General features: G+C 72.8%; 22 protein-coding genes. 4 read left to right on the top strand and 18 right to left on the bottom strand.

The genetic code is table 11. The annotated features are described in order from the left end of the window. Positions 1 to 110: 110 nt before the first annotated feature. The 5 genes from LCD31_RS10800 to gap form a co-directional block, all read right to left on the bottom strand. Positions 111 to 452 (bottom strand): RNA polymerase-binding protein RbpA, encoded by a 342-nt coding sequence (locus tag LCD31_RS10800; RefSeq protein WP_224957704.1) that lies wholly within the window; start codon positions 450 to 452, stop codon positions 111 to 113. Positions 453 to 535: 83 nt separating this feature from the next. Beyond that, positions 536 to 769, bottom strand: a complete 234-nt coding sequence (secG, locus tag LCD31_RS10805) for a preprotein translocase subunit SecG (protein WP_224957705.1) — start codon at positions 767 to 769, stop codon at positions 536 to 538. A gap of 349 nt (positions 770 to 1,118) precedes the next feature. Beyond that, positions 1,119 to 1,904: a triose-phosphate isomerase gene (gene tpiA / locus LCD31_RS10810; protein WP_224957706.1), complete on the bottom strand. Its 786-nt coding sequence runs from the start codon at positions 1,902 to 1,904 to the stop codon at positions 1,119 to 1,121. Positions 1,905 to 1,960: 56 nt separating this feature from the next. Then, positions 1,961 to 3,163 carry a phosphoglycerate kinase gene (gene pgk / locus LCD31_RS10815; RefSeq protein ID WP_224957707.1) on the bottom strand — a complete coding sequence of 401 codons (1,203 nt, stop codon included), beginning with the start codon at positions 3,161 to 3,163 and terminating at the stop codon, positions 1,961 to 1,963. Positions 3,164 to 3,468: 305 nt separating this feature from the next. After that, positions 3,469 to 4,479 carry a type I glyceraldehyde-3-phosphate dehydrogenase gene (gene gap / locus LCD31_RS10820; RefSeq protein WP_224957708.1) on the bottom strand — a complete coding sequence of 337 codons (1,011 nt, stop codon included), beginning with the start codon at positions 4,477 to 4,479 and terminating at the stop codon, positions 3,469 to 3,471. Positions 4,480 to 4,791: 312 nt separating this feature from the next. Here gap and LCD31_RS10825 point away from each other — a divergent pair, with 312 nt between their 5' ends. Then, complete coding sequence (locus tag LCD31_RS10825) at positions 4,792 to 5,814, top strand: glycoside hydrolase family 16 protein (protein WP_224957710.1); 1,023 nt, start codon at positions 4,792 to 4,794, stop codon at positions 5,812 to 5,814. A 12-nt stretch (positions 5,815 to 5,826) separates the two neighbouring features. On the opposite strand, the gene whiA is transcribed toward LCD31_RS10825, so the two are convergent. The 4 genes from whiA to uvrC are packed head-to-tail and all read right to left on the bottom strand — an operon-like array spanning position 5,827 to position 10,845. Then, the gene (gene whiA / locus LCD31_RS10830) at positions 5,827 to 6,813 is read right to left on the bottom strand and encodes a DNA-binding protein WhiA (protein ID WP_224957711.1); all 987 of its coding nucleotides are present in this window, start codon (positions 6,811 to 6,813) and stop codon (positions 5,827 to 5,829) included. Next, positions 6,804 to 7,766 (bottom strand): uridine diphosphate-N-acetylglucosamine-binding protein YvcK, encoded by a 963-nt coding sequence (yvcK, locus tag LCD31_RS10835; RefSeq protein WP_224957727.1) that lies wholly within the window; start codon positions 7,764 to 7,766, stop codon positions 6,804 to 6,806. The genes whiA and yvcK overlap by 10 nt, the downstream gene beginning before the upstream one ends. A gap of 38 nt (positions 7,767 to 7,804) precedes the next feature. Then, on the bottom strand, positions 7,805 to 8,683 hold the full coding sequence (rapZ, locus tag LCD31_RS10840) for an RNase adapter RapZ (protein WP_184478207.1): 879 nt from the start codon (positions 8,681 to 8,683) through the stop codon (positions 7,805 to 7,807). Then, a complete protein-coding gene (gene uvrC, locus LCD31_RS10845; RefSeq protein ID WP_224957712.1) occupies positions 8,680 to 10,845 on the bottom strand; it encodes an excinuclease ABC subunit UvrC in 2,166 nt (721 codons plus the stop codon). The genes rapZ and uvrC overlap by 4 nt, the downstream gene beginning before the upstream one ends. 155 nt (positions 10,846 to 11,000) lie before the next feature. Here uvrC and LCD31_RS10850 point away from each other — a divergent pair, with 155 nt between their 5' ends. Next, positions 11,001 to 11,426, top strand: a complete 426-nt coding sequence (locus LCD31_RS10850) for a hypothetical protein (RefSeq protein ID WP_224957713.1) — start codon at positions 11,001 to 11,003, stop codon at positions 11,424 to 11,426. Positions 11,427 to 11,459: 33 nt separating this feature from the next. Here LCD31_RS10850 and LCD31_RS10855 read toward each other — a convergent pair whose 3' ends face one another. Both LCD31_RS10855 and LCD31_RS10860 read right to left on the bottom strand, forming a co-directional pair. After that, on the bottom strand, positions 11,460 to 12,539 hold the full coding sequence (locus LCD31_RS10855; protein ID WP_224957714.1) for a glycoside hydrolase family 172 protein: 1,080 nt from the start codon (positions 12,537 to 12,539) through the stop codon (positions 11,460 to 11,462). Positions 12,540 to 12,693: 154 nt separating this feature from the next. After that, on the bottom strand, positions 12,694 to 13,716 hold the full coding sequence (locus LCD31_RS10860) for a dihydroorotate dehydrogenase (RefSeq protein WP_224957715.1): 1,023 nt from the start codon (positions 13,714 to 13,716) through the stop codon (positions 12,694 to 12,696). 270 nt (positions 13,717 to 13,986) lie between these two features. On the opposite strand from LCD31_RS10860, the gene LCD31_RS10865 reads away from it, so the two are divergent. Beyond that, positions 13,987 to 15,180: an MFS transporter gene (locus LCD31_RS10865; protein WP_224957716.1), complete on the top strand. Its 1,194-nt coding sequence runs from the start codon at positions 13,987 to 13,989 to the stop codon at positions 15,178 to 15,180. A gap of 155 nt (positions 15,181 to 15,335) precedes the next feature. Beyond that, positions 15,336 to 15,596, top strand: coding sequence for a GlsB/YeaQ/YmgE family stress response membrane protein (locus tag LCD31_RS10870; RefSeq protein WP_224957717.1), 261 nt, complete (start codon positions 15,336 to 15,338; stop codon positions 15,594 to 15,596). Between the two features lie 195 nt (positions 15,597 to 15,791). Here the strand turns inward: LCD31_RS10870 and LCD31_RS10875 are convergent, their stop codons facing one another. From LCD31_RS10875 to LCD31_RS10905, 7 genes are all read right to left on the bottom strand, one after another. Next, positions 15,792 to 16,319 (bottom strand): PH domain-containing protein, encoded by a 528-nt coding sequence (locus tag LCD31_RS10875; protein WP_224957718.1) that lies wholly within the window; start codon positions 16,317 to 16,319, stop codon positions 15,792 to 15,794. 55 nt (positions 16,320 to 16,374) lie between these two features. Then, on the bottom strand, positions 16,375 to 16,851 hold the full coding sequence (ribH, locus tag LCD31_RS10880; RefSeq protein ID WP_224957720.1) for a 6,7-dimethyl-8-ribityllumazine synthase: 477 nt from the start codon (positions 16,849 to 16,851) through the stop codon (positions 16,375 to 16,377). After that, entirely contained in the window at positions 16,848 to 18,137 is a 1,290-nt protein-coding gene (locus tag LCD31_RS10885) for a bifunctional 3,4-dihydroxy-2-butanone-4-phosphate synthase/GTP cyclohydrolase II (RefSeq protein WP_224957721.1), read from the bottom strand. Before LCD31_RS10885 ends, ribH begins: the two co-directional genes overlap by 4 nt. A 139-nt stretch (positions 18,138 to 18,276) precedes the next feature. After that, entirely contained in the window at positions 18,277 to 18,888 is a 612-nt protein-coding gene (locus LCD31_RS10890; protein WP_224957722.1) for a riboflavin synthase, read from the bottom strand. A gap of 11 nt (positions 18,889 to 18,899) precedes the next feature. Then, positions 18,900 to 19,895, bottom strand: a complete 996-nt coding sequence (ribD, locus tag LCD31_RS10895; protein ID WP_224957728.1) for a bifunctional diaminohydroxyphosphoribosylaminopyrimidine deaminase/5-amino-6-(5-phosphoribosylamino)uracil reductase RibD — start codon at positions 19,893 to 19,895, stop codon at positions 18,900 to 18,902. A 32-nt stretch (positions 19,896 to 19,927) separates the two neighbouring features. Continuing rightward, positions 19,928 to 20,593, bottom strand: a complete 666-nt coding sequence (rpe, locus tag LCD31_RS10900; protein ID WP_224957729.1) for a ribulose-phosphate 3-epimerase — start codon at positions 20,591 to 20,593, stop codon at positions 19,928 to 19,930. A gap of 124 nt (positions 20,594 to 20,717) precedes the next feature. Continuing rightward, complete coding sequence (locus LCD31_RS10905) at positions 20,718 to 22,121, bottom strand: amino acid permease (RefSeq protein ID WP_224957723.1); 1,404 nt, start codon at positions 22,119 to 22,121, stop codon at positions 20,718 to 20,720. Between the last annotated feature and the right edge of the window lie 110 nt (positions 22,122 to 22,231).

Below are 22,231 nucleotides of genomic sequence, written 5' to 3' on the forward strand. Positions count from 1 at the left end.
CCCGCCCGCCCCCCCCCACCCCCCCCGGCCCCCCCCCCGCGCGCCCCCCCCCCCCCGCGGGGGGGGGGGGGGGCCGCCGGCCCCCCCCCCCCCCCGCGGTGGACCCGCCGTCAGCGCCCCTGGCGCTTCTTCAGCTTCGTCAACGCCTCTTCGAGGATGGCCATGCCGTCGGAGTCGCTGCGCCGCTCCTTGACGTACGCCAAGTGGCTCTTGTACGGCTCGTTGCGCCGCGCCTCCGGCGGGTTCTGCTCGTCCTGGCCCGCGGGCAGCCCGCAGCGGGGGCAGTCCCACTGGTCCGGCACCTCGGCGTCCATCGAGAAGAACGGCCGCGTGTGGTGGCCGTTGGCGCACCAGTAGTCGACCCGCCTGCGCGGTGCCGACTCGCCCCGCTCCGACTCGCCCATCGGGCCCGCGCCGACGCGCGTGCCTCGGATCGCGTTACCGCCAGTCATGCACTCTCACCCACCAAGCCGCACGGAGGACCGGCCGCACCGGCCGGCCGCTGTTGGTCAACCGCTGCCAGCTCGCCGGACCGTCAACCGATCTTGATCAGCAGCCCGGTACCGATGATGCAGATCACCCAGACCGCGATGACCACGATCGTGATCCGGTCGAGGTTCTTCTCCGCCACGCTGGAACCCGACAGGCTCGACTGCATGCCACCGCCGAAGAGCGAGGAGAGCCCGCCGCCCTTGGCCCGGTGCAGCAGGACCAGCAGCACCAGCAGCACGCTCGTCAGGATCAGGCCGATCTGCAGGATTAGATTCATCACGTCCTCGTTCACACAGCGGTTCGCCACCGAGAGTACCGGTTGGCGTTCGTCCGGTGGACCGCCGTCCGCCTTAGCGCCGGTGTTCCACCGCGGTCGGTGGGTGCACCGCCCCCGCCGACGAGGTCACGCGGCCGGGGCGGTCGCCGGGGGGGGCCCGGGGGGCCCCCCGGGGCCCCCCGGCCGCGGGGGGGCCCCCCCCCGCCCCCCGGGCGGGGGGGGCGCCGGGCCCCCCCCCCCCCCCCCCCCCCGGGGGGGCCCGGGGGGGGGGGGGGCCCCCCCCCCCCCCCCCGCGCCGCCCGGCGGCGGGGGCGCTCGCCGGGCCGGCCCGTGCGGACCGGCCGGAGCATCAGGGCAGCGGGCCGCCCGCCGCCATCGCACTGAGCTTGGTGAACTCGTCGCCGTTGAGGCTCGCACCGCCGACGAGCGCGCCGTCCACGTCGGTCTGCGCGATCAGCTCACCGATGTTGCTGGACTTGACCGAGCCGCCGTAGAGCACCCGCACCTCGTCGGCGATCTCCTTGCCGTACTTCTCGGCCAGCGCCGCGCGCAGCGCCGCGCACACCTCCTGCGCGTCGTCGGCGGTGGCGACCTTGCCGGTGCCGATGGCCCACACCGGTTCGTAGGCGACCACGACGGAGCGGACCTGCTCCGCCTTGAGGCCCTTCAGCGCGTTGATCAGCTGGGTGGTGCAGTGCTCGACGTGCCCGCCGGATTCACGGACGTCGAGCTGCTCGCCGACGCAGAGGATCGGCGACATGCCGTTCTTCAGCGTGGCCCGCACCTTGCGGCCGACGACCTCGTCGGTCTCCGCGTGGTACTCGCGGCGCTCGGAGTGCCCGACGACCACGTAGCTGCACCCGAGCTTGGCGAGCATCGGGCCGGACACGTCACCGGTGTAGGCGCCGGAGTCGTGCTCGGAGACGTCCTGCGCGCCGTGCTTGAGCAGCAGCTTGTCGCCGTCGATCAGGGTCTGCACGCTCCGGATGTCGGTGAACGGCGGGATGACCGCCACCTCGACCTTCGCGAAGTACTTCTCGGGCAGCGCGAAGGCGACCTTCTGCACCAGGGCGATCGCTTCCAGGTGGTTCAGGTTCATCTTCCAGTTGCCCGCGATCAGCGGAGTCCTGGCCATGCGGAGTCCTTTCCTGCGGCGGAGCCGCTAGTCACCACGCTCGACGGTTCGGGCGGTCAGGCTTCGCCTTCGAGGACCGCGACACCCGGCAGGTCCTTGCCTTCGAGGAATTCCAGCGAAGCGCCGCCACCGGTGGAGATGTGCGAGAACCCGTCCTCGGGCAGGCCGAGGGTGCGGACCGCGGCCGCGGAGTCGCCGCCACCGACGACGCTGAACGCGTCGGAGTCGACGATGGCCTGCGCGACGCCCCGGGTGCCCGCGGCGAACGCCTCGAACTCGAAGACGCCGGCGGGGCCGTTCCAGAACACGGTGCCCGCGGTGCGCAGGGCGTCGGCGAACAGCTCGACGCTGCGCGGCCCGATGTCCAGGCCCATCCACCCCTCGGGGATGGCGTCGGCCTCGACGACCCGCGTGTTCGCGTCGGCGGCGAACGCGTCGGCGACGACCACGTCGACGGGCAGCACCAGCTTGTCGCCGTGCTCCGCGAGCAGTTCGCGGGTGGCGTCGAGCTGGTCGTTCTGCAGGAGCGACGACCCGACCTGGTGGCCTTGCGCGGCCAGGAAGGTGTAGGCCATGCCGCCGCCGATGAGCAGCTTGTCGACCTTCGGCAGCAGTGCCTCGATCACGCCGAACTTGTCGGAGACCTTGGACCCGCCGAGCACCACCACGTAGGGCCGTCGCGGGTCGCCGACGAGGGTGCGCAGCACGTCCACTTCGGACAGCACCAGTCCGCCCGCGTAGCCCGGCAGCAGCTTCGCCACGTCGTAGACGGAGGCCTGCTTGCGGTGCACCACGCCGAAGCCGTCGGAGACGAACGCCGCGCCGTCGCCGACCAGCTCGGCCAGCTCGCGGGCGAACGCGCCGCGCTCGGCGTCGTCCTTGCTGGTCTCGCGCGGGTCGAACCGCACGTTCTCCAGCAGCGCCACCGAACCGTCGGCCAGCCCCTCCACCACGGAGCGGGCGGAGTCCCCGGTCACGTCACCGGCCACCGCCACCTCGGCGCCCAGCAGCTCACCGAGCCTGCGCGCCACCGGTACCAGCGAGAACTGCGGGTCCGGCTCGCCCTTCGGGCGGCCGAGGTGGGCGGTGACGACGACGCGCGCACCGGCCCCGGTCAGCTTCTCGATCGTCGGCAGCGAGGCCCGCACCCGGCCGTCGTCGGTGATCTCGTCGCCGTCCAGCGGAACGTTGAGGTCGGCGCGCACCAGAACGCGACGCCCCCGAACTCCTTCGGACAGCAGATCGTCGAGGTTCTTCACGTCTGCTCCTCACATGAAAGAGAAGGCCCGCACGAGCACGGCTCATGCGGGACCTTCAACAAGCTTCCGACAGCCCGAACTCGTGAGCCCGCCGCCCGAGCGTCCGCTCCCCGGCCGACCATCGTCCGGTCAGCGGCGAAGCCGCTGAGCAGCGACCACGCACGCAGCCGGACCACCGGCGGGTTCTCAGGTGGCCTCTCGCGAGGACAGCTTTTTCCCTCGTGGCGGAGCCACTTGGGAAAAAGATCCCGCAGCGAGAGGACACCTGAGGTTCCGCTACCCGAGCTCAGAGCAGAACGAGCCCGTCAGGACAGCTTAGAACCGATCAAGGCGGAAAGGTCGGCGAGGCGGTTGGAGTAGCCCCACTCGTTGTCGTACCACCCGACGATCTTGACCTGGTCGCCGATGACCTTGGTCAGCGGCGCGTCGAAGACCGTGGAGGCCGGGTCGGTCACGATGTCGCTGGAGACGATCGGGTCCTCGCTGTAGCGCAGCACGCCCTTGAGCTTGCCCTCGCCGGCGGCGGCGCGGAACGCGGCGTTGACCTCTTCGACGGAGGTCTCCTTGCCCACGGTCGCGGTGAGGTCGGTGACCGAACCGGTCGGCACCGGCACGCGCATCGCGTAGCCGTCGAGCTTGCCGTTGAGCTCCGGCAGCACCAGGCCGATGGCCTTGGCCGCACCGGTGCTGGTCGGCACCACGTTGATCGCGGCACCCCGGGCGCGGCGCAGGTCCTTGTGCGGGCCGTCCTGCAGGTTCTGGTCCGCGGTGTAGGCGTGCACCGTGGTCATCAGACCGCGCTGGATGCCGAACGTGTCGTCGAGCACCTTGACCATGGGGGCCAGGCAGTTCGTGGTGCAGGACGCGTTCGAGATGATCGTCTGCGAGCCGTCGTACTTGTCGTCGTTGACGCCCAGCACCACGGTCAGGTCCTCGCCCTTGGCGGGCGCGGAGATGACGACCTTCTTGGCGCCGCCCTCGTCGACGTGCTTGCGGGCGTCCGCGGCGTTGGTGAAGAAGCCGGTGGACTCGACGACCACGTCCACGCCCAGGTCGCCCCAGGGCAGCTTGCCCGGGTCGCGCTCGGCCAGGATCTTGATCTGCTTGCCGCCCACCTCGATGCCCTCGTCGGTGACCTTGACGTCCTGCTCGAGGCGCCCGAGGACGCTGTCGTACTTGAGCAGGTGGGCCATCGTCGCGACATCGCCCAGGTCGTTGGCGGCCACGATCTCGATGTCGTGGTCGCTGGCGGTCGCGGCCCGCCAGAAGTTCCGCCCGATGCGGCCGAAGCCGTTGATCCCTACGCGAACGGTCACGCCTATCTCCTCGTGACTGACCCTGCCGCCTCGACGCGACGGGTGAGCGGTTGATGGACTCCTCAGCACCCTATCTGTCCGCGCCAACTGCGCAGACGACCGGGCGCGCGCCTTCCGGAACAATCATGGCGCAGCTCGCCCCGGCGCGACCGATGATCACCCGCTCGTGCCGCGATGTCTGCCTTTCGGGTGCCCCTACGTGCTGCATCCGCCGGTTGACCGCCGTGAGAGCGCTCTCAAGAATGTGCTGGTCGGTCGTGATCGACGTCTCTGCACCGGTACCGCCTCCGCGGCGGGGCCGGGCGGAGCGCGGTGGCCAGCGAGGCCCGGCGCCCGGCCGGGCCCGACCCGAGGGAGGACTGCGCGATGGCGCTGCCCGGAAGATCACGGAACCGGACGACGACGGGGACGGCTCCGCGCGGGCGCGGCCGGCTGGCCGCGGCCGCGCTCGCCGCGGGGATCGGCCTGACCGGTCTGGTCACCGCCCCGGCCGGGGCCGACGTCCCGCCGCCGGACGAGGGCTGGACGCTGACCTTCGGCGACGACTTCACCGGCGCGGCGGGTGCCGCCCCCGGCGACGACTGGCAGGTCGACACCGGCCGCGGCTACCCGGGCGGACCGGACGGCTGGGGCACCGGCGAGGTGCAGACCTACACCGCCGATCCGGAGAACCTGCAGCAGGACGGCGACGGCAACCTGGCGATCACCCCGCGCCGGGACGAGTCCGGGGCCTGGACCTCGTCGCGGATCGAGACGCGGCGCGGCGACTTCAAGGCCGCCGAGGGCGGCGTGCTGCGCATCGAGGGCCGCATCCGGATGCCGGACGTGGCCGCGGACGGGGCGCTGGGCTACTGGCCCGCGTTCTGGGCGCTGGGCTCGCCGTACCGCGAGGACCTGTGGAGCTGGCCCACCATCGGCGAGTTCGACATCATGGAGAACGTCAACGCCGAGAACCGCGTGTACGGCGTGCTGCACTGCGACGTCTCCCCCGGCGGTTCCTGCGACGAGACCGACGGCCTGGCCGCGAGCCGGGAGTGCCCGGACAGCACCTGCCAGGAGGCGTTCCACACCTACCGGTTCGAGTGGGACCGCAGCGGCGAGGTCGAGGAGCTGCGCTGGTACGTGGACGGGCAGCAGTACCACTCGGTGCGCGAGTCCGATGTGGACGCCGCGGCGTGGCGGAGCATGACCGAGCACGACGGGTACTTCGTGCTGCTCAACGTCGCGGTCGGCGGCCAGTTCCCGGACAAGAACTCCGGGATCACCACGCCGACCGACGCGACGGAGCCGGGGCACCCGATGCTCGTCGACTACATCGCCGTCTACAACCGGTGATCCCCCCGGCCGTCACACCTCGGCTTCGAGCAGTTCCGAGGTGACCGCGGATTCGGTGTCGGGGAGGTTGAGCTCCCGGGCCCGCTTGTCGGCCATCGCCAGCAGGCGGCGGATCCGGCCGGCCACCGCGTCCTTGGTCATCGGCGGGTCGGCGAGCTGGCCGAGCTCCTCCAGCGACGCCTGCCGGTGCGCGAGCCGCAGCCGCCCGGCCACCAGCAGGTGGTCCGGCGCGGTGGGGCCGAGCAGGTCCAGCGCGCGCTGCACGCGGGCGGCCGCGGCGACCGCGGCGCGGGCCGAGCGGCGCAGGTTCGCGTCGTCGAAGTTCGCCAGCCGGTTCGCGGTGGCCCGCACCTCCCGGCGCATCCGGCGCTCCTCCCAGGACAGCACGCTGGAGTGCGCGCCGAGCTTGGTCAGCAGCGCGCCGATGGCGTCGCCGTCGCGGACCACGACGCGGTCGGCGCCGCGGACCTCGCGGGACTTGGCCTGCACGCCGAGCCGCCGGGCCGCGCCGACCAGGGCGAGCGCCGCCTCCGGTCCCGGGCAGGTGACCTCCAGCGCGGAGGACCGGCCGGGTTCGGTGAGCGAGCCGTGCGCGAGGAAAGCTCCGCGCCAGGCCGATTCGGAATCGCAGGAGCCGCCGGAGACTACGTGCGCGGGCAGCCCGCGCACCGGACGTCCGCGGGGGTCCAGCAGCCCGGTCTGGCGGGCGAGGCTCTCGCCGTCCTTGACGACGCGCACCACGTAGCGGGTGCCCTTGCGCAGGCCACCGGACGTGATCATGTGCACGTCGGAGGTGTGCCCGAACAGCTCGTGCACCTCCTTGCGCAGCCTGCGCGCCGAGGAACCGCTGTCCAGCTCGGCTTCCACCACGACCCGGCCGCCGACGATGTGCAGCCCGCCCGCGAACCGCAGCAGTGAGGAGACCTCGGATCTGCGGCAGCAGGTCTTGGTCACCGGCAACCGGCTCAGTTCGTCTTTGACCGCCGCGGTCATCGCCACCGGTCACTCCTCCTCTCCAACGCGGCCGCCAGGCTCGCCGCGAGCGCCTCCGGGTCGTGCCTGCCCGGCGCGGCGGGCGAGGCGACAGTGTCGAGCAGAGTTTGCGCACCCAGCCCGGTCGCCGCAGCACGAAGCCGATCAGGTGTCGGCACCGATCCGGCGTCCGCGAGGACGGCGTCCACGGACAACCGCGGTGCGTGCTGCGAGAGTACGTCGAGATGTTGCTCCGGGGAGAAACCCGCCGTTTCGCCCGGTTGTGGGACGAGGTTGAGCACCACCACGCGCCGCGCGCTCGTGGACACCAGCGCCTCGTGCAGCTCCGGGACCAGCAGGTGCGGCAGCACGCTGGTGAACCAGGATCCGGGGCCGAGCAGCACCACGTCCGCGTCCAGCACCGCGCGCACCGCGTGCGGGCAGGCCTGCGGGGTGCGCTGCTCGCCGTTCGCCGCGGTGAGCCGGACCTTCTTCACCCGGCCCGGTGTGCTGGCGATCGCGACCTGGCCGCGGATGGTGCGCACCGCGTCCGGGTCCGCGTCCAGGCCCACCACCTCGGCCTCCATGTCGAGCGGCTCGCCGGACATCGGCAGCACCCGGCCGCGAGCGCCGACCAGCCGGCAGGCCTCGTCGAGCACCGCGACCGGGTCGCCGACCACGTCGAGCAGCCCGGCCAGCAGCAGGTTCCCGACGGCGTGCCCGGCCAGCGCCCCGTTGCCGCCGAAGCGGTGCTGGAACACCTGCGCCCAGCGCTGCCCGTTCTCGTCCGGCGAAGCCAGCGCGGCCAACGCCTTGCGCAGGTCGCCGGGCGGCAGCATCCCGAGTTCGCGGCGCAACCGCCCGGAGGAACCGCCGTCGTCGGCGACGGTGACCACGGCGGTGACGTCCGGGGTGAGCCGGGTCAGCGCGGCGAGGGTGACCTGCAGGCCGTGCCCGCCGCCGAGCGCGACCGCGCGCAGCGGGCGCTCGGCGGGGTCGTGCGGTGGTGCGGCCGAGCTCACTCGCGCCCCAGGTCCCGGTGGACGGTCTTGACCATCATCCCTTCGTCGTCGGCGAGCCTGCGGGCCATCTCCTCGACGAGGGCGACGCTGCGGTGCTTGCCGCCGGTGCAGCCCAGCGCCAGCGTCAGGTACCGCTTGCCCTCCCGGTGGTAGCCGGCGCCGACCAGCCGCAGCAGGCCCTGGTAGCTCTCCAGGAACTCCTCGGCACCTTCCTGCCCGAGCACGTAGTTGCGGACCTCCTCGTCGAGGCCGTTGAACTCGCGCAGCTCCGGGATCCAGAACGGGTTCGGCAGGAACCGGCAGTCCATCACCAGGTCCGCGTCCATCGGCAGCCCGTACTTGTAGCCGAAGGACAGCACGGTGACCCGGGTGCGGGTCTCGGCCTCGGTGCCGAACGCGTCCTCGATCTTGGTGCGCAGCTGGTGCACGGACAGCCCGGTGGTGTCCACGACCAGGTCGGCCTCGGAGCGCAGCCGGGACAGCAGCGCGCGCTCGTTGGCGATGCCGTCGGCGAGCCGCCCCTCGCCCTGCAGCGGGTGGCCGCGGCGCACCTGCTCGAAGCGGCGGATCAGCACCTCGTCGGTGGCCTCCAGGAACAGCACCTTCGGCTTGTAGCCGCGGGCGTCCAGGTCCTTGATGACCGAGCCGAGGTCCTCGGTGAACGCGCGGCTGCGCACGTCCATCACGACCGCGACGCGGGTGATCGCGCCGCTGGAACGCGCCCCCAGCTCCACCATCGTCGCGATCAGTTCGGGGGGCAGGTTGTCCACGACGAACCAGCCCAGGTCCTCCAGGCATTTGGCGGCGGTGCTGCGCCCGGCGCCGGAAAGGCCGCTGACGACGGCGACCTCGATGCCCGACTTCTCCTCGCTCACTGATTCTCCCCTTCAGTGCTGGTGTCTCCCCCGCCTGCCCCGGCCGCCTCGGCGGCCAGGGCCGCGCACACGGTCTCGGCGGTACGCCTGCCGAAGCCGGGTACCGCCATGATGTCCTCGATCCTCGCCTGCTTGAGCTTGCGCACCGAACCGAAGTGCTTCAGCAGGGCGGTCTTCCGGGCTTCCCCAAGCCCGGGGACGGAATCGAGCACGGACCGGCTGAGCCGCTTGGAGCGCTTCTGCCGGTGGTAGGTGATCGCGAACCGGTGCGCTTCGTCGCGCACCCGTTGCAACAGGTACAGCGCCTCGCTGGTGCGGGGCAGGATGACCGGGTCGGGCTCGTTGGGCAGCCACACCTCTTCGAGGCGCTTGGCGAGGCCGATCACGGCGACGTCGGTGACGCCGAGTTCGGTGAGCGCGTCTGCCGCGGCGTTGGCCTGCGGCGCGCCGCCGTCGATGACGAGCAGGTTCGGCGGGTAGGCGAACTTGCGGGGGCGGCCGGTCTCCGGGTCGATGCCGGGGGCCGGACCGTCGAGGTCGGCGACCTCGCCGGAGGCGGCGCGGACGTCCACTTCGGACTCGCTGGTGGGCCGCCCGGCGTCCTGGTCCGGTGCGCCGGACTGCCCGGCGGCGGAACCCGGTGTGCCGGAACCCGCCACGTCGGGTTCTGCTGTGCCGGACGCTCCCGCGTCGGCCTCCCCCGCACCGAGCTGCCCGGTGCCGGTCTCCGCGGCACCGGTCTCCTTGAGGTAGCGGGCGAACCGGCGGCGCACCACCTCGTCGATGGAGCCCACGTCGCCGCCCTCGGCGCCTTCGCGCACCGAGAACCGGCGGTACTCCGACTTGCGCGGCACCCCGTCCTCGAACACCACCAGCGAGGCCACCACGTCGCTGCCCTGCACGTGGCTGACGTCCACGCATTCGATGCGCAGCGGCGCGGTGTCCAGCTCCAGCGCCTCCTGCAGCTCCTGCAGCGCCGCCGAGCGGGCGGTGAGGTCACCGGCGCGGCGCAGCTTGTACTGGGTGAACGCCTCCTTGGCGTTGCGCTCCACGGTCTCCATCAAGGTCCGCTTGTCGCCGCGCTGCGGCACCCGCAGGTCCACGCGGCTGCCGCGCAGCTCGCCGAGCCACTGCCCCAGTGCTTCGGCGTCCTCGGGGACCTCCGGCACCAGCACCTCGCGCGGGACCGGGGTGCCGCCCGCGTCGGCCTGGTCGGCCAACGCCGCCTGCTCCCCGTAGAACTGGGTGAGGAACCGGCCGGTGAGCTCGGCGAGCTCGGTCTCGGCCTCCAGGTCGATGACCCAGCCGCGCTGGCCGCGCACCCGGCCGCCGCGGATGTGGAAGACCTGCACCGCGGCGGCGAGCTCGTCCTTGGCGAAGGCGATCACGTCGGCGTCGGTGCCGTCGCCGAGCACCACCGCCTGCTTCTCCATGGCGCGGCGCAGCGCTTCCAGGTCATCGCGCAGCCGGGCGGCCCGCTCGAACTCCAGCTCGGCGGACGCCTCCTTCATCTCGCGGTCCAGCTTGCGCATCAGGGTGTCGGTGCGGCCGCTGAGGAAGTCGCAGAAGTCGTCCACGATGGCCCGGTGCTCGTCGGCGTCGACCCGGCCCACGCACGGCGCCGAGCACTTGCCGATGTAGCCGAGCAGGCAGGGCCGCCCGATCTGCCCGTGCCGCTTGAACACCCCGCTGGAGCAGGTGCGGGCCGGGAACACGCGCAGCAGCGTGTCCAGCGTCTCCCGGATCGCCCACGCGTGCGCGTACGGGCCGAAGTAGCGCACGCCCTTGCGGCGCGGGCCGCGGTAGACGTGCAGCCGCGGGTACTCCTCGTGCAGGGTCACCGCCAGCACCGGGTAGGACTTGTCGTCCCGGTAGCGCACGTTGAACCGAGGGTCGTACTCCTTGATCCAGGAGTACTCCAGCTGCAGCGCCTCCACCTCGGTGCCGACGACGGTCCAGCGCACGCCGGTGGCGGTGGTGACCATCCGCCGGGTGCGCGGGTGCAGCCCGGAGAGGTCCGCGAAGTAGTTCGCCAGCCTGCTGCGCAGGCTCTTCGCCTTCCCGACGTAGATGATCCGCCCCTCGGCGTCGTGGAAGCGGTACACGCCGGGGGCGTCCGGAACGGTTCCGGGCGCTGGGCGGTACGTCGACGGGTCGGCCACGGCTCCACCCTACGTGCGCGGCCGACACTCCCCGTCACGGCATCGGGGCCCGCTCGGGGACCTTCGCCCCTGGGTGGTGCCGCCGTCACGCGATGTCCTGGGAGGCCCGCCGGGTCGGCCCGGCGGAGCGCGCGAGGACGAGGAGTTGATCAACGATGGTGCAGGTCGGGCGCACCGTCGTGCACGCCGGGCGCCGCACCGGCGGTGCCCGGGCGCGGGGGCCGGTGCGGTTCGCCGGGATCATGCTGGTGCTGGTGGGCGCGTTCCACGTGGCCGTGGCCGTGGCGACGGTCGCGGCGGACCTGTTCCTGGTGGTGCTGGGCAGCTACGTGTTCGGCTACGACGTGGCGACGTGGGGCTGGCTGCACCTGGTGCTGGGCGTGCTGGTGGCGGTCGCGGGGACCGGGCTGCTGACCGCCGGCCGCCGGTCCCGTCCGGCGCCCCCGGCCCTGGCGGTGCTCAGCGCGGTGGCGGGGTTCCTGTTCGTCCCGTACCAGCCGCTGTGGTCGCTGCTGATCATCGCGGGCGACGTGGCGGTGCTGTGGGCGCTGACCGCGAACCGCCCGGCCGACTCGCCCTGACCGGCCCCGCCCGCGGCGGGACCGGCGGGGAGCTCACAGCGGGTGCGGCAACCTGTCGTGCACCGGCAGCAGGCCGAAGGGCTTCGACGGCAGGGTCTGGTACCAGTAGGCGACCGAGGAGATGTCGTCGGAGCGCTTGTTGGCGTGCCCGTGCTCGATGCTCACCTCGATCGACGAGTCGAAGGTGATCGGGTCCTCCACGTGGAACCGGTAGTAGGACACCTGCCCGCTCCAGTTCCGCCCGCCCGGCAGCGTGAGTCCGTGGTAGGGCGCGTGGTACGGCTGGCTGGGACACCAGGCGGTGTTGAAGTAGTCCTCGGTGCCGGTGCCGTGCAGCCGCGGCGGCCACGGCTCACCGTCGATGAAGATCATGTCGTCGCCTTCGCCGTACCAGTTCCAGTCGGTGGTGGAACGCAGGTTGTGCACGTTGAGCACCGATCCGACGTAGTGCCCGCGGCCCTCGGCCCGCAGGATCACGTAGTTGCCCGCCCCGTCGAGGTTGGTGCCGCCGAACAGGAACTCGTCGTTGCTCTGGTCGCCCTGCTCGACGCCGTCGGTGGGGTCCTCGCGGCGCCACTGCGCGTGGAAGTAGCCGAGATCGGGGTCGGCCTGCTGGTACTGCTCGTAGTCGACGTAGTAGTAGAAGATCACCGTTTTGAGGCTGAGCTCGCTGATCAGCTCGAACCGGGCGCCTTCGGCGAAGGGCATGGCGAACCAGCAGTTGAAGCCCTTGCCGTCCTGCGGGCTCATCTGCAGCGGCGCGGACACGAAGTTCTCGGTGCGCCCGTGGCCGATGCCGAAGAAGTCGCCGAGCGGTACCAGCACGCTCGGGTGCGAGGCGTCGTCCCAGGTGATCTTGAGGACGAGCCTGCGCAGGTAGTCGCCCTCCACCTCGGGCCGGTGCGGCCCGTCCTCGACGGCGACCGTGCACCAGATGTGGGTCACCGCACCGGGTCCGGTGAGCCGCGCCAGCTCGCGGCTCTCCCCCGGCGCGAGCCGGATGTTGTCGGTGTTGCCGCCGGTCCGATCCCAGCTGGAGACGCGGCCCCGCCTGGACTGCCGCAGCCTCGGCAGGTCCCGCAGGCTGCTCCCGAACGTCCCGTAACCGGACATGCGCCCCTCCCAGTTCGCGTGCTGGACCGGTGATCCCGCCCCCGGAGAGTCAACGTTCCGGGACCCGTTCGTGTCGAGATCATTCATCCGATCGGCATTTCCCAAGATCACCATTTCCGGTGAGCCCGGGCACCGCGGGGAGGGGCGGTCGACCTCAGCGGTTCGGCGGCCGGTAGTGCTCGATGCGGCGGAGCACGCCGCGGATGCGGGCGCCGTGCACCGGCGACAGCGCGTAGCCCGGGTAGCTGGCGAACCAGCTGGCGCTGCCCATGCTCACCGCGTCCGCCCCGGCCCAGAAGTACTCGCGGCAGTCGTCGAAGCTGCGGATGCCACCGGTACCGATGATCGGCAGCTTCACCCCGGCGTCGCGCAGCTCCTTCACCACGCGCAGCCCGATCGGCTTGATGGCCCGCCCGGACAGCCCGCCGAACCCGTTCTTCAGCAGCGGCTGCCCGGTGTTCGGGTCCAGCCGCAGGCCCTTCACCGTGTTGATCGCGGTCAGCGCGGACACCCCGTGCCGGGCGGCCAGCTTCGCGTGCGCGATGTAGTCGTAGTCCGAGGACAGCTTGAGGATCACCGGGTGGTCGCTGCGCGGCACCGCCTGCGCCAGCACCTGCTCGATGATCGCGTTGAAGTCGAAGTTGACGTTGTGGCAGGAGACGTTGAACTCGACCGCCGCGATGTCGCCGGCGGGCACCGCCGCGTTGACCTTCTCCACCAGGGTGACGAACTCCTCGGGGGAGAACCCGCCGACCGAGATGATCGTGTTCTGCGAGCGGGTGCGCGGGTAGTAGTCGCGCAGGTAGGCGTCGATGCCGACGTTGCACCAGCCGAACGCGTTCATCCAGCCGCCGTCGACCTGGCGCAGCGCCTGCCCGTAGCGCTTGAGCAGCGCCGGGACCTCGTGCAGCGGCCACACGTCCTGGGTGGTGAAGTGGCCCTCGCGCGGCTCCACGGTGACGGTGCGGGTGGTGACGGCGCCGAAGCGCTCCAGCGGGACGAACATCGAGATCGGGCTCATGCCGTAGGGCACCAGCTTGGAGTTCGCGACGCCGTAGCCCAGCAGGCTCGACGCGGTGACCAGCCGGTTGCGCAGGTGGATGTCACCGATCCGGACGGCGGGCGCGCGGGGCTCGTCCCGCACCAGCCGAAGATTTCGCTCCTGGGCCACGCTCACGGTCTCCTCCTCCATCGCCGCCCGGCCGCACCGGTGCCCCCCGCTCGGCGGCCGCGCCGGAGCCGGGTCCCGGCGCGCGTGCCGGGATCCCCGGCTCTCGACGCCTGCGCCATTGTCCCTCACCCGTTCGCCCCCTTCACAGGCACGGTGCCGCGATGATCGGTTGAACTCGCGCAGACCGGACGAGCCGGTCTCGGCACCGCCCGGGTGGAATGGGCGGCGGACCGGGAATCCCCCGGGCCGGACCCGACTCCGAGCGAGAGGACAGCGGTGCCCGAGACGACACCGGCCGAGCCCGGCGCGGCCGCGCGGCGCGCGCGGTGGGCGGTGACCGCCTACTTCGTGGTGAGCGGATTCGCGCTGGCCACCTGGACGGCGCGGATCCCGACGATCAAGCAGGACCTGGGCCTCGACGACGGCGGGGTGACGCTGGCGCTGTTCGCGGTCGCCGCCGGATCGGTGCTGGCCATGCAGGTCTGCGGTCACCTCACCGACCGGTTCGGCAGCGCGCGGGTGGTGCCGCCCGCAGGGGCGCTGGTCGCGCTGTCCGGGCTGGCACCCGGCCTGGCGGACGGGCTGGGGACGCTGGTCGCGGGGCTGGTGGTGTTCGGGGCGGCGCACGGGACGATCGACGTGGCGATGAACTCGCACGCGGTGCGGGTGGAGCAGCGCTACCGGCGGCCGATCATGAGCACCTTCCACGCCACGTTCAGCCTCGGCGGGCTGCTCGGCGCCGGTTCCGGGGCGCTGGCCGCGCACCTCGGGATGAGCCCCGCCGCGCACTTCGCGCTGACCGGGGCGGCGCTGCTGGCGCTGTCCCTGCTGGCCCGGCCCGCGCTGCTGCCGCCGGAGCCCGCGCCGCCCGCCGCGGACGGGCCGCGGGTCCGCGGGTTCCCGATGGCGATCGTGTTCCTCGGCGCGCTCGGGTTCTTCTGCTCCGTCGGCGAAGGGTCGATGGCCGACTGGTCCTCGGTGTACCTGCACGACGAGCTCGGCACCGGAACCGGGTTCGCGGCGCTGGGCTACGCCGTGTTCTCCGCCACGATGGGGCTGTTCCGGTTCCTCGGCGACGGGCTGGTGCGGCGGTTCGGACCGGTGCCGCTGGTCCGGGTGTGCGGGGTCGTCGCGGGCAGCGGGCTCGGGGTGGCGCTGCTGCTGCACCACCCGGTGGCGGCGCTGGGCGGGTTCGCGCTGTTCGGCGTCGGGCTGTCCTGCATCGTGCCGCAGATCTTCAGCGCCGCCGGGCACCGGGACCCGGCGCGCAGCGGGCGGGACCTGGCGCAGGTCAGCACCCTGTCCTACGGCGGGCTGCTGGCCGGGCCGGTGTTCATCGGGCTGCTCGCGCAGGGCTTCGGGCTGTCGGTGGGGCTGGCGGTGCCCGCCGCGCTGGCGCTGCTGGTGGCGGTCGCGGCGGGCGCGGTGCGCCCCGAGCCCGCGACGGCCGCGGCGCCCGGACGGGCGTGATCAGCCACTGCGGGTAACGGCGTAGCCTCCGGAACGCTTGATCGGGTGCCTCGGTGGTGGAGATCGCGATTGATCGACGCCACTGCGGGGAACCCGGTCGATGAGCGTGTGCGCAGCGCGCCGCAGACCGGCGCGCGAATCGGAAGGAGGACACCGTGGGCATCCTCAGCTGGATCATCTTCGGCCTGATCGCGGGTGCGATCGCGAAGTTCATCCTGCCCGGCAGGGACCCGGGCGGCATCATCGTGACGATCTTGATCGGCGTCGTCGGCGGGCTGCTCGGCGGCTGGATCAGCAGCCAGTTCGGCGGCCAGGGCGTCACCGGCTTCAGCGTCATGAGCTTCGTGTGGGCCGTGATCGGCTCGCTCATCCTGCTGATCGCCTACCGGTTGGTCTTCAACCGGTCGCGTTCCTGACACAGGGGCTCGACGAACGGGGGGGCCCGGGGGGGGGGGGCCGGGGGGCCCCGCCCTTGAGACAGGAGGACCCCCCCCCCCGCCGCAGCCCCCCCCCCCGGGGGGGGCCCCCCCCGGGGGGGCCCCCCCCCCGCGGGGCCCCCCCCCGGGGGCCCGGGCCCCCCCCCCCCCCGCCCCCCCCGTTTTCGCACCAGGTCACTCCCCGCCGCGGCGGGCCTCCACCTCGCGGCGGAGTTCGCGCAGGTCCCGCATGGCCTGCACGGCGTGCGCGCCGTCGGTGGACTGGATCGCCATCACCGAGGCGTACTCGTCCTGCGGCAGTTCCAACCGCGCCCACGCGGCGCCGTCCGGGAAGCTGACGGCCTGCACCTCGTCCCACGAGTAGCGCTGGGTGCCGATCACGTTGCGCACCTCCAGCCCGGACAGGTCGGCGCGCAGCCGCGGCCGCGCCAGCAGCAGCGCCCCGCAGGCCAGCAGCACGCCCAGCCCGGCCATCGCGATCTGGTCCGACACCCGGAAGTACACGCCGGTCGGGGTGTTGCGCAGCAGCACCGCCACCACGGCGAACACGACCACCAGCACCACGGCCACCGGGATCACCACCCGGCGGATCTTGATCGGCCGCACCACCACGGGCCGGACCGCGTCCGAGGACTCCACCGCGTCCCCACCTCCCGCCGGTTCCGGACCGGCCACCTCGTCCCGAGCCTCAGCTGACTGCATGCGTCCAGTTTGCCCGGTAGCGCGGCGCACCCCGCGACAGCCCTCCGGACGCGGGTCAGCGGGCGCGCAGGTCGCGCAGCACCAGCGCGGTCTCCAGAGCGGCCGCGGTCGCCTCGAAGCCCTTGTCCTCGACCGATTCCGGGAACCCGGCCCGGTCCCGGGCCTGCTGGTCGGTGTCGCAGGTGAGCAGTCCGTTGCCGACCGCCGTCGACTCGTCCAGCGCCACCCGGGTCAGCCCGGCGGTCACCGAGTCGCAGACGTACTCGAAGTGCGGGGTGCCGCCGCGGATGACGACGCCGAGCGCCACCACCGCGTCGTGCCCGCGCGCCAGTTCCTGGCACACCACCGGGAGTTCGATCGAACCCGGCACCCGCACCACGGTCGGTTCCGCGATGCCCGCCTCGTGGGCGGCGGCGAGCGCGCGCTCCAGCATCCGGCCGGTGATCTTCTCGTGCCAGCGGATGCTCGCGATCGCCAGCTTCAGCCCGTCGGCCCGCGGGACCTCGACGCGGGGCCTGCCTTCGCCGCTCATGCGATGACCCCCGGCCTGCCGAAGCCGGTCTCGTCGCCGTCGCCGGTGATCGAGGAGTCCTCGCCGTCGTCGAGGTGGTTCAACTCGTGCCCCATCCGGTCCCGCTTGGTGCGCAGGTAGCGCAGGTTCTCCGGGTTCGGGCGGATCGGCAGGGCCTCCCGGCCCAGCACCCGCAGGCCGTAGCCCTCCAGCCCGATCCGCTTCTCCGGATTGTTCGTCAGCAGTCGCATCGACTTCACGCCCAGGTCGCAGAGGATCTGCGCGCCCTGGCCGTAGTCGCGGCTGTCCACCGGCATCCCCAGCGCCACGTTCGCGTCGACGGTGTCGGCGCCGTCGTCCTGCAGCTGGTAGGCCTGCAACTTGTGGATCAGGCCGATGCCGCGGCCCTCGTGGCCGCGCATGTAGAGCACGATGCCGCGGCCCTCGGCGGCGACCTTCTCCATCGCCGCGGACAGCTGCGGGCCGCAGTCGCAGCGCAGCGAGCCGAGCACGTCCCCGGTCAGGCACTCCGAGTGCACCCGCACCAGCACGTCCTCGCCGTCGCCGATCTCGCCGTAGACCAGCGCCAGGTGCTCGATGCCGTCGAGGGTGCTGTCGTAGCCGAAGGTGCGGAAGGTGCCGTGCGCGGTGGGGATGCGCGCCTCGGCGACCCGCTCGACCTGCTTCTCGAACCGCCTGCGGTAGGCGATGAGGTCGGCGATGGTGATCAGCCGCAGGTCGTGCTCGTCGGCGAAGACCTCCAGCTCGTCGCGGCGGGCCATGTCGCCCTCGGACTTCTGGCTGACGATCTCGCACAGCGCGCCCACCGGCCGCAGCCCGGCGAGCCGGGACAGGTCGACGCTCGCCTCGGTGTGCCCGGGCCTGCGCAGCACGCCGCCGTCGCGGGCGCGCAGCGGCACCACGTGCCCCGGCCGGTGCAGGTCGGCGGCCCGCGAACCGGCGTCCGCGAGGACCTGCAGGGTGCGGGCCCGGTCGCTGGCGGAGATGCCGGTGCTGACGCCTTCGGCCGCGTCGACGGCGACCGTGTAGGCGGTGCCCTTGCGGTCCTGGTTGGAGTGGTACATCGGCGGGAGGTCCAGCCGGTCGCAGTCCTCGCCGGTCATGCCGACGCACAGGTAGCCGGACGTGTAGCGCACCATGAACGCCACGAGTTCCGGCGTCGCCTTCTCGGCGGCGAAGATCAGATCGCCTTCGTTCTCGCGATCCTCGTCATCGACCACGATCACCGGGCGGCCCGCCGCGATGTCGGCCAGGGCGCGCTCGATGTCGTCGAACCTGTTGCTCACCGTGTCCCGTGCTCTTTCGCTCTGGGGCTGCGGCGCACCACCGGTGCGCCCGCCCTCGGTTCGGGCTGCCGGGCGGCTGTGCGTTCCCGGCACCGTCATTGTCCTCTCGCCTGCCGGGCTCCGGCCGCCGATCGGGCGGTCAGGACCCGTCCGCTCCGGTGCGGGGCCGGTCGAGCTGCGCGGCGGCGAGCCGTTCCAGGTGCTTGGCCAGCACGTCCACCTCGATGTTGACCTCTTCACCCGGTCGGCGCACCCCCAGAGTGGTGAGTTCCCGTGTGGTGGGAATCAGCGCCACGCTGAACTCGGTGCGTCCCGCTCCGACCACGGTGAGCGATACCCCGTCCACCGTGATCGAGCCCTTCTCCACCAGGTAGTGCGACAGACCGGCCGGCAGCTCGAAGCGGGTCAGGTCGCCGTCGGACTCCAGCAGCACGGCCGTGCCGTCCACGTGGCCCTGCACGATGTGCCCGCCGAGCCGGTCACCGAGCGCCATCGCGCGCTCCAGGTTCACCCGGTCGCCCGCGGTGATGTGCCGGATCGCGGAGCGGCGCACCGTCTCGGCCACCACGTCCACGGTGAACCGGCCGGCGCCGGAATCCACCACGGTCAGGCACACGCCGTTCACGGCGATCGAGTCGCCGTGCTTCGCGTCGGAGGTCACCAGCGGTCCTTCGACGGTCAGCCGCACCCCGTCGCCGTCCTCCTCGACGGACGTGACCGTGCCGAGCTCCTCGACGATGCCGGTGAACATGCTCTTCCTCCTCAGCGGCCGGTGGGCACGGCGCTGACGCGCACGTCCGGTCCGCTCATCGTGGTCTCTTCGATGTCCCACCACCATGCTTGGGAGACGCTCGCCACCCCGGCGTCGCCGAGCGCGGCGGGACCGGCGCCGAGCAGCGCGGGGGCCAGGTAGGCCAGCACGCGGTCGACGCACCCGGCGGCGACGAACGCCCCGGCCAGCGTCGGCCCGCCCTCCAGCAGCACGTCCACCACGCCGCGCCGGCCCAGCTCGGCCAGCACCGCCGCCGGGTCCCCGCCGGGCAGCCGGATCGTGGCGGCCGAGTCGTCGAAGACGCGCGCCCCGGCGGGCACCTCGCGGTCGCCGACGACGACGCGCAGCGGCTGGTGCGGGCGCAGGCCGCCGTCGGCTTCGCGGGCGGTCAGCTGCGGGTCGTCGGCGAGGACGGTGCCGGTGCCGGCGAGGATCGCGTCGACCTTGCCGCGCAGCTCGTGCACCTCGGCGCGCGAGGTCGCCGAGCTGATCCACTTGCTGGTGCCGTCGGCGGCGGCCGACCGGCCGTCCAGGCTCGCCGCGTACTTCCAGGTGACGTGCGGGCGGCCGGTGCGGGCGAAGTGCAGCCAGGCCCGCAGCGGGCCGCGCGCGATCTGCTCGCCGAGCAGGCCGGATTCGACGCGGACCCCGGCGGCGCGCAGCACTTCGGCGCCGCCCGCGGCCTGCGGGTTCGGATCGGCCACGGCGTGCACCACCCGCGCCACTCCGGCCGCGAGCAGCGCCGTGGTGCACGGCGCGGTGCGGCCGGTGTGCGCGCACGGTTCCAGGGTCACCACGGCGGTGCCGCCGCGGGCGCGGTCCCCGGCGGCGCGCAGCGCCATCACCTCGGCGTGCGGCCCGCCGGGCGGCTGGGTCGCGCCGGTCCCGGCGACGGCGCCGTCGGCGTCGAGCACCACGCAGCCCACCGGCGGGTTCGGGCTGGTGCTGCCGCGGACGCGTTCGCTCGCGGCGAGCGCCGCGAACATCGCGGCGCGCACCGGGTCCGCGGTCGCGGCGGTCACTTCCGGGCGTGCGCGAAGTTCGGGGCGGCCTGGGCGCGCAGCGCCTCCACCGCGCGGGCCGGGTCGTCGGCGCCGTAGACGGCGGAACCCGCGACGAAGCAGTCGACCCCGGCTTCCGCGGCCTGCTCGATGGTGTCGGCGTTGATGCCGCCGTCGATCTCCACGATGAGGTTCAGGTGCCCGGTGTCGACGAGGTTGCGGGCGGCGCGGGCCTTCTCCAGCACCTCGGTGATGAACTTCTGGCCGCCGAAACCGGGCTCGACGGACATCACCAGCAGCGTGTCGTAGTGCTTGAGCACTTCGACGTACTGGTCGAACGGCGTGCCCGGCTTGATCGACAGCCCGGCCTTGGCGCCGGCCGCGCGCAGATCCGCGGCGATCTTCACCGGGTCCTGGGCGGCTTCGGCGTGCACGGTGACGTTGTGCGCGCCCGCTTCGGCGTAGCCGATCGCCCAGCGGTCCGGGTCCTCGATCATCAGGTGGCAGTCCAGCGGGATGTCGGTGGCCTTGAGCAGCGACTCGACGACCGGGAGCCCGAGGGTCAGGTTCGGCACGAAGTGCGCGTCCATCACGTCGACGTGCACCCAGTCGGCGCCCTTGACGGCGTCGAGCTCGGTGGCGAGGCGGGCGAAGTCCGCGGACAGGATGGAGGGCGCGATCATCGGCTGGTTCGACACATGCGGGAGTGTAAATCTCACCCGCCCACCGCCCGCGCCCGCGTCGACCCGACGAGGTGAACCGCCCGCGCGCCCAGGTGAACGGGCGGGCGGTGCCCCGGCCAGCGGCTCAGGAGCGCCCGGCGGCCCGGCGGCGCAGGACGTAGTAGGCGACGCAGAGCAGGGCGAGGAACGGCACCCCCGCCTTCCACGCGGTGTCGAACTGCTCGGTGAACGGCGTCGTCAGCAGCACCGCCGCCACGAACAGCATCGCCAGCACCGTCGTCACCGGTGCGCCCGCCAGCCGCACCGGCGAATCCGGCAGCCCCGCGGCGACCCGGTGCCGCCGGAACGCCAGGTGGCTGGCGAAGATGAGCAGCCAGGTGATCAGCGCGCCGAACAGCGCCAGCCCCAGCAGCAGCGGGAACGCGGTGGACTCGGCGAACACCGAGATGCCCGCTGCCAGCACCAGCCCGCCCGCGGACAGCAGCAGCGCCCGCTGCGGCGCGCCGTGGCGGCTCAGCCCGGCGAACCACTTCGGCGCGTAGCCGTCCTGGGCGAGCGAGTAGGTCATCCGCGCCGTCACGTACAGGTTGGTGTTCATCGCGGACAGCGCCGCGGTGAGCACCACGAAGTTCATGACGCCCGCGGCGGCGGGGATCCCGGCGGTCGCGAACAGCGCCACGAACGGGCTCTGCGTCACGTCCTCCTCGGTGGACACCTGGTTCCACGGCAGGATCGAGACGACCACCAGCATGCCCAGCACGTAGAACAACCCGAGCCGCAGCACCATGTTCCGCGCCGCCCGCGGCACGTCGCGGCCCGGGTTCCGCGACTCGGACGCGGTGACGGCGACGGCCTCGGTGCCCAGGTAGGAGAAGGTGACCACGGTCAGCGCCAGCCACACCGCACCGATCCCGTTCGGCAGGAACCCGTCGTGCTCGGTGAGCGCACCGACGCCGGTGGCCGGGCGGCCGGGCAGGCCGAACACGATGTAGGTGATGCCGAGCAGCACGAACACGACGATCGTGACGACCTTGATCAGCGCGAACCAGTACTCGAACTCGCCGAAGAACCGCACGGCCGAGGCGTTGATCGCCAGCATGACCAGCGAGAACACCACGACGGGCAGCCACAGCGGCAGCTGCGGGTACCAGAACTGCACGTAGAGCCCGGCGGCGACGACCTCGCTGCCGATGTTGACGACCTGCGCGGCCCAGTAGATCCACCGCTGCACGAATCCGGCGAGGCCGCCGAGGTAGCGCTGCGCGATGGGCCCGAACCCGCCGGCCTCGGGGTGCACGACGACCATCTCGGCGAGCGCGTAGGCCAGGGCGAGCGCGGCGAAGGCGGCCACCGCGTAGGCGATGATCACGGCCGGGCCCGCGATGTTGATGGCGAGTCCGGAGCCGAGGAACAGCCCGGTGCCGATCGCGCCACCGATGGCGATCATGCCGACCTGCCGGCCGCTCAGGTCGCGGCGCAGCCCGCCGCCGTCCGCAGCCCGCTCCGGGTCCGTTCCCGCTGGTTCCAACTCGCCGCCTCCTCGACTGGCGCGCACTCGCGCGCACAGCACCCTAGCGACGCCGAACCCGGAAGCACGCGACAGTCTCCCCCACCACGGCGCTCCCCCGGCCCGAATGC

The organism is Saccharopolyspora sp. 6M (assembly GCF_020176775.1).
GTDB classification, from domain to species: Bacteria; Actinomycetota; Actinomycetes; order Mycobacteriales; family Pseudonocardiaceae; genus Saccharopolyspora_C; species Saccharopolyspora_C gregorii.